Annotated in this window: 8 protein-coding genes; 3 read left to right on the forward strand and 5 right to left on the reverse strand. The window is 64.6% G+C overall.

The window, feature by feature from the left end; all coding sequences use genetic code 11:
- A partial coding sequence (locus AC1D00_RS16955; protein WP_477011464.1) for an ABC transporter permease subunit occupies window positions 1–700 on the forward strand: 700 nt, incomplete at its 5' end.
- A 2-nt stretch (window positions 701–702) separates the two neighbouring features.
- On the forward strand, window positions 703–1,809 hold the full coding sequence (locus AC1D00_RS16960; RefSeq protein ID WP_477011465.1) for an amino acid ABC transporter permease: 1,107 nt from the start codon (window positions 703–705) through the stop codon (window positions 1,807–1,809).
- A gap of 178 nt (window positions 1,810–1,987) precedes the next feature.
- Here AC1D00_RS16960 and AC1D00_RS16965 read toward each other — a convergent pair whose 3' ends face one another.
- Window positions 1,988–3,406, reverse strand: coding sequence for an amidase (locus AC1D00_RS16965; protein WP_027544012.1), 1,419 nt, complete (start codon window positions 3,404–3,406; stop codon window positions 1,988–1,990).
- Window positions 3,407–3,522: 116 nt separating this feature from the next.
- Window positions 3,523–4,299 (reverse strand): SDR family oxidoreductase, encoded by a 777-nt coding sequence (locus AC1D00_RS16970; protein WP_477011466.1) that lies wholly within the window; start codon window positions 4,297–4,299, stop codon window positions 3,523–3,525.
- Between the two features lie 155 nt (window positions 4,300–4,454).
- Here AC1D00_RS16970 and AC1D00_RS16975 point away from each other — a divergent pair, with 155 nt between their 5' ends.
- Window positions 4,455–5,528 (forward strand): tartrate dehydrogenase, encoded by a 1,074-nt coding sequence (locus AC1D00_RS16975; protein ID WP_477011467.1) that lies wholly within the window; start codon window positions 4,455–4,457, stop codon window positions 5,526–5,528.
- A 126-nt stretch (window positions 5,529–5,654) separates the two neighbouring features.
- On the opposite strand, the gene AC1D00_RS16980 is transcribed toward AC1D00_RS16975, so the two are convergent.
- From AC1D00_RS16980 to AC1D00_RS16990, 3 genes are all read right to left on the reverse strand, one after another.
- Window positions 5,655–6,296, reverse strand: a complete 642-nt coding sequence (locus tag AC1D00_RS16980; protein ID WP_477011468.1) for a suppressor of fused domain protein — start codon at window positions 6,294–6,296, stop codon at window positions 5,655–5,657.
- Window positions 6,297–6,452: 156 nt separating this feature from the next.
- The gene (locus AC1D00_RS16985) at window positions 6,453–7,526 is read right to left on the reverse strand and encodes a malate/lactate/ureidoglycolate dehydrogenase (protein WP_477011469.1); all 1,074 of its coding nucleotides are present in this window, start codon (window positions 7,524–7,526) and stop codon (window positions 6,453–6,455) included.
- Between the two features lie 11 nt (window positions 7,527–7,537).
- On the reverse strand, window positions 7,538–7,895 hold a 358-nt coding region (locus tag AC1D00_RS16990; protein ID WP_477011470.1), incomplete at its 5' end, for an NAD(P)-dependent oxidoreductase.

Here is a 7,895-nt window from a genome sequence, read left to right on the forward strand (position 1 = left end):
GCTCGAAGGGGTGTTCCTCTCCAATCGCGGCCTGATCCTGCCGGCGATCCCGATCGGGGTGCCGCAGCTCTGGGTGCTCGGCACCGCCGCGCTGGGCTGCGCCGTGTTCTATGTCTTCAGACGGTGGCAGATCGCGCAGCAGATGCGGGACGGCAAGCCGCGATCGGCATGGCCGTTCGCGCTCGGCCTCATCGTCGTGCTGCCGGCCGCAGTGTCGGTGCTGCTCGGCGTGCCCTGGGCGATCGAATGGCCCGAACTGCGCGGCTTCAACTTCGTCGGCGGGCTGACGCTGGCCCCGGAATATTTTGCGCTGCTGATTGCGCTCGTCACCTACACCTCAGCCTTCATCGCCGAGATCGTGCGCAGCGGCATCCAGTCGGTTCCGCGCGGGCAGTGGGATGCCGCCAACGCGCTCGGCCTGCGCCGCAGCTTCATGCTGCGGCAGATCATCCTGCCGCAGGCGCTGCGCGTGATCGTGCCGCCGATGACGAGCCAATACCTCAACCTGACCAAGAACTCCTCGCTCGCGGTCGCGATTGGCTACCAGGACGTGGTCTCGGTCGCCAACACCACGCTGAACCAGACCGGGCAGGCGATCGAGGCGATCGCGCTGATCATGGCGGTGTTCCTGACCATCAGCCTCGGCATCAGCTTCTTCATGAACTGGTACAATTCGCGTATCGCGCTGGTGGAGCGCTGAGCATGACGGCGATCACCGATACTCCGGATGCACCGCGCGCCGCGCGCCGTCCTCAGATGGGAAATCCGGTGCTGCGCTGGCTGCGCACCAATCTGTTCTCGTCGATCCCCAACGGCATTCTGTCGGTCGTGCTGCTGGCGATCCTCGCCAAGGGTATCTTCAGCTTCGTGCAGTGGGGCATCGCGAATGCAGTGTGGCTGACGCCCGCGAACGATTCCAGCGCGTGCCGTGCCGTCCGCGGCTTCGGCGCCTGCTGGGCGATCATCCCCGAGAAATATCGGTTCATCCTGTTCGGCACCTATCCGTTCGACGAGCAATGGCGGCCGGCACTGTCGGTGGTGCTGTTCATTGCGCTGTTCTATCTCTCCAGCCGTCGTGCCTTCTGGCGGCGCGAGCTGGTCTATCTCTGGATCGGTGTGCTGGCGCTGATCAGTGTGCTGATGTGGGGCGGCGTGTTCGGCCTGTCCTTCGTATCGCAGGACCGCTGGGGCGGACTGCCGGTGACGCTGATCCTGGCGACGTTCGGTCTCGCCTTCGGCTTCCCGCTTGGCATCCTCGTTGCGCTCGGCCGTCGCTCAAAGCTGCCGGCGATCCGCTCGCTCAGCGTGCTCTATGTCGAGCTGATCCGCGGCGTGCCGCTGGTCAGCCTGCTGTTCATGGCGAGCGTGATGTTTCCGCTGTTCATGCCCAGTGGCTTCAACATCGACAAGCTGCTGCGCGCCCAGATCGCGATCATCCTGTTCGCGGGCGCTTACCTTGCCGAAGTCATTCGCGGCGGCCTTCAGGCCGTGCCGCGCGGACAATACGAGGCCGCCGATGCGCTGGGGCTGTCCTATTGGCGCAAGCACCGGCTGATCGTCCTGCCGCAGGCGATCCGCCACGTCATCCCGCCGCTGGTCAACACCTTCATCGCCTTCTTCAAGGATACCAGCCTCGTCCTGATCATCGGCATCTTCGACCTGCTGACGACAGCCAAGACGGCGATCATCGATCCGGCCTGGCAGCAGTTCTCGGTCGAGGTCTACATCTTCGTCGCGGCGATCTATTTCGTGTTCTGCTTCGCGATGTCGCGCTACAGCCGCGGCCTGGAGGCGACGAGCGGGCGGTGATCCTTCGCCTCTCCCCGCTCGCGGGGAGAGGCCGGAATTTGCGCAGCAAATTCCGGGTGAGGGGGAGTCTCCGCGAGTCCAGCTGTTACCGCGTTTGCGGAAGCAGCCGCTCACCCCAACCCTCTCCCCGTAAGAACGGGGCGAGGGAGTGCATCGGGCGCGCGGCGCGCGGTTCGCCTTACTTCTTCACCCGCGGATCGATCGGCGTGGTCCCGCGCACGCCCAGGATATCCTCCAGCACCTTCGCCCCGGCAATCACCTGGGCGTCGGCGCGTGGCGCGCCGACCACCTGCAAACCGACCGGCAGGCCCGATGCCGTGAAGCCGCAGGGCAGCGACAGCGCCGGGCAGCAGGCGAGCGTGATGGCGTAGACGATGCCGAGCCATTCGATGTAGTTCTCGAACCTCTTGCCGTCGCATTCGGCGACGTAGCGGTTTTCGATCGGGAAGGGCGGCACGATCGTCGTCGGCACCAGCAGCAGATCATAGTTTTGGAAGAACTCGACCGCGCGGGCGGTCATGCCGACGCGCTGCGCCTCGGCGCGCGCGAGCTGCTCGACTGTGAGCTTGAGGCCTTCCTCGATATTCCAGATCACCTCGGGCTTGAGCAGGTCGCGCTTGGTGCGCAGCAGATTGGCCTTGGTGATCGCGAAATCGAAGGCGCGCAGCACGTGGAAGCATTCATGCGCCTCGCGCCAGTCCGGATGCGCCTCCTCGACGATGGCGCCCGCCTCCGCGAAACGTTCGGCGGCCTTGCGGGTGATCGCCTTCACTTCCGGATCGACCGGGGTGATGCCGAGATCGGGCGAGTAGGCGATGCGCTTCGGTTTCTTGCCCGCTTGGGCCGCCGACAGGAACGAGGTTGCGGGGGCCGGCAGCGAGAGCGGATCGTCCGCATAGTCGCCGCTCATGGCATCCAGAAGCAGGGCGAGATCCTCGACATTGCGCGCCATCGGGCCGACGACGCCGAGATTGCGATCGATACCCGATTTAGGGGTATGTGCGACGCGGCCGATGCTCGGCCGCATGCCGACGATGCCGCAGAAGCTCGCCGGGCTGCGCAGGCTGCCACCCATGTCGGAGCCCTGGGCGAGCCAGGCCATGCCGGTCGCAAGCGCCACGGCCGCGCCGCCGGAAGAGCCCGCTGCCGATTTGGACGTATCCCAGGGATTGAGCGTGGCGCCGAACACTTCGTTGAAGGTGTTGGCGCCGGCGCCGAATTCCGGCGTGTTCGATTTGGCGTAGACGACTGCGCCATTGGCCTCGAGGTTCTCGACCATCAGGTCGGACTTCGCAGGGATGTTGTCCTTGAAGATCGGCGAGCCCTGCGTGTTCAGCACGCCGGCGACGTCGGTCAGGTCCTTGATCGGCACCGGCAGGCCTGCGAGCAGTCCGCGCGCCCCGGCCGGCTTCTGCATCAACGCCTTCGCATTGGCCCGCGCGCGATCGAAGCACAGCGTCGGCAGCGCGTTGACCTTGCCGTCGACCTCGGCGATGCGCTTCTCCAGCACATCCAGCAGTTCGAGCGGCGAGACGTCGCCGGACCGCAGCTTGTCGACGACGGTGCAGGCGGTTTCGCGGATCAGGTCTTGAGACAACTATAATACTCCTATGCTTATTCAATCGTCATTGCGAGCGCAGCGAAGCAATCCAGAAATGTATCTGCGGTAGCAGTCTGGATTGCTTCGCTGCGCTCGCAATGACAGGGATAGAATTAACCCCAACCCGCGCTGATGCCGCCATCCACCGTGTAGATTACCCCGGACGTATAGCCGGCGCGATCCGACGCCAGGAACGCCATCAGGTCGCCGATCTCGCGCGCATGCGCGGGGCGGCCGAGCGGCAGGCTCTTCTGGAATTCCCTGTAGCGGCTCTCGTCGCCGAACTGGTGCTTGGCCCGCGTCTTGAGCAGCGTGACGTGGCGGTCGGTGCCCACGGGACCGGGATTGATGCCGACCACACGGATGTTATCGGCGAGGCTCTTGCCGCCGAGCGCGCGGGTGAAGGCCATCAATGCGGCGTTGCCGGCGCTACCGCAGATGTAATTGGCGTCGAATTTCTCGCCGGCCGCGCCGATGTCGTTGACGATGACCCCGCCGCCCTTCGCCTTCATCTGGGCGTAGATCTGCCGCGTGAGGTTGATGTAGCCGAACACTTTCAATTCCCAGGCGTGGCGCCAGGTCGCCTCGTCGATCTTGTCGATCGAGCCGCCGGGGATGTCGCCGGCATTGTTGACGAGGATGTCGATGTCGGCGGCCTCCTTGGCCAGCCGTGCTATGTCGTCGTTCTTGCGCAGGTCGACGATGCTCGTCGCGGCGTCGATCTGGTGAGCAGACCGCAAGCGATCCGCCAGCGCCTTGAGCTGATCGCCGCTGCGCGCGGCGAGCAGGAGATGCGCGCCTTCCTCGGCGAACGCCTCGGCGGCGGCGGCGCCGATGCCCTTGGACGCGCCCGTGATCAGGACGCGCTTGCCACGCAGATGCAGATCCATGGGGGTTACTCGCAAGATGGGAACACAATGAAATCAGTAGGCGGTCGGCCGTGCCACGGTCAACATTGCAGTGCAGCGTTGCACTGCCCGCGACTTTGGTTCATTGCAGGGCGATCAAAAGACGGCGGCTGCCGGACCAACCAAGGACGTTCTCGATGAGCAAGAAACAATACCGGATCGCGGTCATTCCAGGCGACGGCATCGGCAAGGAAGTGATGCCCGAGGGCCTGCGCGTTTTGGAGGCAGCGGCGAAGAAGCACGGCGTGTCCCTGCATTTCGACCATTTCGACTTCTCGTCCTGGGACTATTACGAGAAGCACGGCCAGATGATGCCGGATGACTGGAAGGAAAAAATCGGCAAGCACGACGCGATCTATTTCGGCGCCGTCGGCTGGCCGGCCAAGATCCCGGATCACGTCTCGCTGTGGGGCTCGCTGATCAAATTCCGCCGCGAGTTTGACCAGTACGTGAACCTGCGCCCGGTGCGGCTGATGCCCGGCGTGCCCTCGCCGCTGGCGAACCGCAAGCCCGGCGACATCGATTTCTGGGTGGTGCGCGAGAACACCGAAGGCGAATATTCCTCCGTCGGCGGCCGCATGTTCCCGGACACCGACCGTGAATTCGTCACCCAGCAGACGGTGATGACCCGCACCGGCGTCGACCGCATCCTCAAATTCGCCTTCGAGCTCGCGCAGTCGCGGCCGAAGAAGCACCTGACCTCGGCGACCAAGTCGAACGGCATCTCCATCACCATGCCCTATTGGGACGAGCGCGTGGAGGCGATGGCCAAGAAATTCCCGGGCGTGAAGTGGGACAAGTACCACATCGACATCCTCACGGCGAACTTCGTGCTGCATCCGGACTGGTTCGACGTTGTCGTCGGCTCCAATCTGTTCGGTGACATCCTCTCCGACCTCGGCCCGGCCTGCACCGGCACCATCGGTATCGCGCCATCAGGCAACATCAATCCCGAGGGCGATTTCCCATCGGTGTTCGAGCCGGTGCACGGCTCGGCGCCTGACATTGYGGGGCAGGGCATCGCCAACCCGATCGGCGCAATCTGGTCGGGTGCGATGATGTTCGAGCATCTCGGCGAGAAGGAAGCCGGGCGCTCGATCGTCGATGCGATCGAGCGCACGCTCGCCGAACGCACGCTGCGCACCAGGGATCTCGGCGGCAACGCCGACACCACGGCCTGCGGCAAGGCGGTCGCGGAGATGGTGGATTAAGGCGAGGCGAACGGCGTAGGGTAGGTTAGCCAAAGGCGTAACCCTCCGCTGTTCATATCCGCAGAGACAGAAGAGGTGGGTTACGCCGAGCAGATGCGCTTCGCGCATCCGCTCGGCTAACCCACCCTACACATACGATTTTCGCGCCGGATCGAAGATCGGCGGATAGTCGTTCTCATCGAGCAGATCGAGAAACGGATCGAGCCCCCTGGACTTGATCAGTGCGAGCTCCTGATGCGAGATCAGGTTCACGGTCAATATCTCCACCGGATCGCCCGCGATCTCCAGCGCCTCGGCGATCTCCTTATCGGGGCCGATGACCGGCGTCAGAAACAGAAACGTCTGGAAGTCCGTTCCTGCAACCGGCGGCCACGGCAGCGCGACGCGATGGCCGAAGCCGAACCAGGTTGTGTCGATGAACGGCAGATTGGCCAGCCAGCGCAGATTGGCGCAAACCTCCTCTGTCGGCTCGCGGACGTACCACATCAGCTCGGCACGCGGCTTGGCGTCGCCATGTGATCCCGGCATCCGCTGCTCGCTCATGCCGTTGGTCAGAAGCACGTAGCCTTCGTCAGATCCCTCCTGGCACACCGGCACGAAATCGCGGCCAAAGGCGTGGATGTCGATGCGGCGCTCCGCGCTGTCGGTGAAGCTGCGCTCGGGCTCGCCAAGTTCGCTTTCATAGATGGCGAGTCGATGCCGGTAGAGGTCGGCCGCGGGCGACGGCGCGCTGGAGCCGGATACGAGCTTTGCGAGACGGGAGAGCATGTGAGCCTCTGAGGCGGTATGAGCCGGGATATCCGCGTTGTCGCCAGACAAGGCGGGCCGGTTCAAATCCGCGGCACGAGCTTCGCATTAGTCCATATCGCCCTGCGCAATTGTACGGGAGGCCTGGATGATGCCGATCGATCTGCCTCGTTCCGACTAGCCGACGATCTTCTCGATCGCGGCCTGATCCAGCCCGAATTTCTGCCCGGCCGCGAGAATCTCCTGCCAGGTGGTCGGATCGACCGGAATGCCTTCGGCGAGGCGCTTTTTCTTGGTCTCGCGCTCGGGATCGCCGGCGATCAGCACCTTGTCGACGCCGGGAGCGGGCGGCGAGCCGGTGTGCCAGGCGACGAAGCTTTCGACCTCGCTCGCAAGATTTTCGCCGGTGCCGAGCTTGTTCGGGTCGATGACGATCGAGAGCATGCCGTTGAGGACGTTGTACTTGCCGTCGGAGGGGCCCTTGACCACCTGCCCGCCGGAGAGCGCGCCGCCGAGGATTTCGCACACGAGCGCGAGCCCCGAACCCTTGTGCTCGCCGAACGGCAGGATAGCGCCGTATGGCGGGATCACGGTGTAGCGCGGATTGGTGGTGGGCTTGCCTTCATTGTCGATGATGGTGCCGGGCTCCAGTTCGACGCCCTTGTTGTGGGMGACGCGGGTCTTGCCCTGCGCGATCCTGCTGGTGGCGAAGTCGAGGACGATCGGCTCTTTGCCCCTGCGCGGGATGCCGACGCAGAACGGATTGGTGCCGTGGCGCGCATCGCTGCCGCCCCAGGGGGCCACGATCGGGCGCGAGATCACATTGACGAAGTGGATCGAGACCAGCCCGTGGTCGATGCACTGCTCGGCCCAGTGGCCGATGCGGCCGATGTGGTGCGAGTTGGCGAGACCGACGAGACACACGCCGTTGCGCTTTGCGCGCTCTGCCGCCAGCTCCATCGCTTCATGGCCGATCACCTGGCCGTAGCCGGTGAGGCCGTCGAGGGTGAGAAGCGGACCAGTGTCGAGCACGATCTTGACGTGCTGGTTCACGGCGAGGCCGCCGTTGGTGACGCTCTGGACATAGCGCGGGATCATGCCGACGCCGTGCGAGTCATGTCCCCTAAGATTGGCCTCGACGAGGTTGGTGGAGACGAGCTCGGCTTCTCGGTCCGTGGAGCCGCCGGCCTTGACGATGGCGCGGACGGCGTTGGTGAGCGGCTCTGCCTTGATGGTGCGATAGTCGGCCATTGTTGTTGCTCTTATCCTTTCACGATCCGGCGGCAGTGGACCCATGCCGCTTCAATCAGGTTTTCGCTCGCCTCCGGCGTGCGGAACGCCGAATGCGCCGACAGCGTCACGTTCGGCAGTTTTGTCAGCGGATGATCGCCGGGCAGGGGCTCGATGTTGAAGACGTCGAGGCCGGCATGGCGGATGTGGCCGGACTTCAGCGCGTCGATCATGGCGGCCTCGTCGACGACCGCGGCGCGGGCGGTGTTGATGAGGATGACGCCGGGCTTCATCGCAAAGATCTTCTCGCGCGTGATCATGCCGCGCGTCTCGTCGTTGAGCAGAAGGTGCAGCGACACCACGTCGCTGGTCGCCAGCACGGTGTCGAGA

This window comes from Bradyrhizobium sp. P2_E8 (genome assembly GCF_056403875.1).

Bases quoted from the DNA above. Each gene is read 5' to 3' on its own strand.
- AC1D00_RS16970 (WP_477011466.1), bottom strand. From the start codon at position 4,299: ATGGATCTGCATCTGCGTGGCAAGCGCGTCCTGATCACGGGCGCGTCC.
- AC1D00_RS16980 (WP_477011468.1), bottom strand. From the start codon at position 6,296: ATGCTCTCCCGTCTCGCAAAGCTCGTATCCGGCTCCAGCGCGCCGTCG.
- AC1D00_RS16960 (WP_477011465.1), top strand. From the start codon at position 703: ATGACGGCGATCACCGATACTCCGGATGCACCGCGCGCCGCGCGCCGT.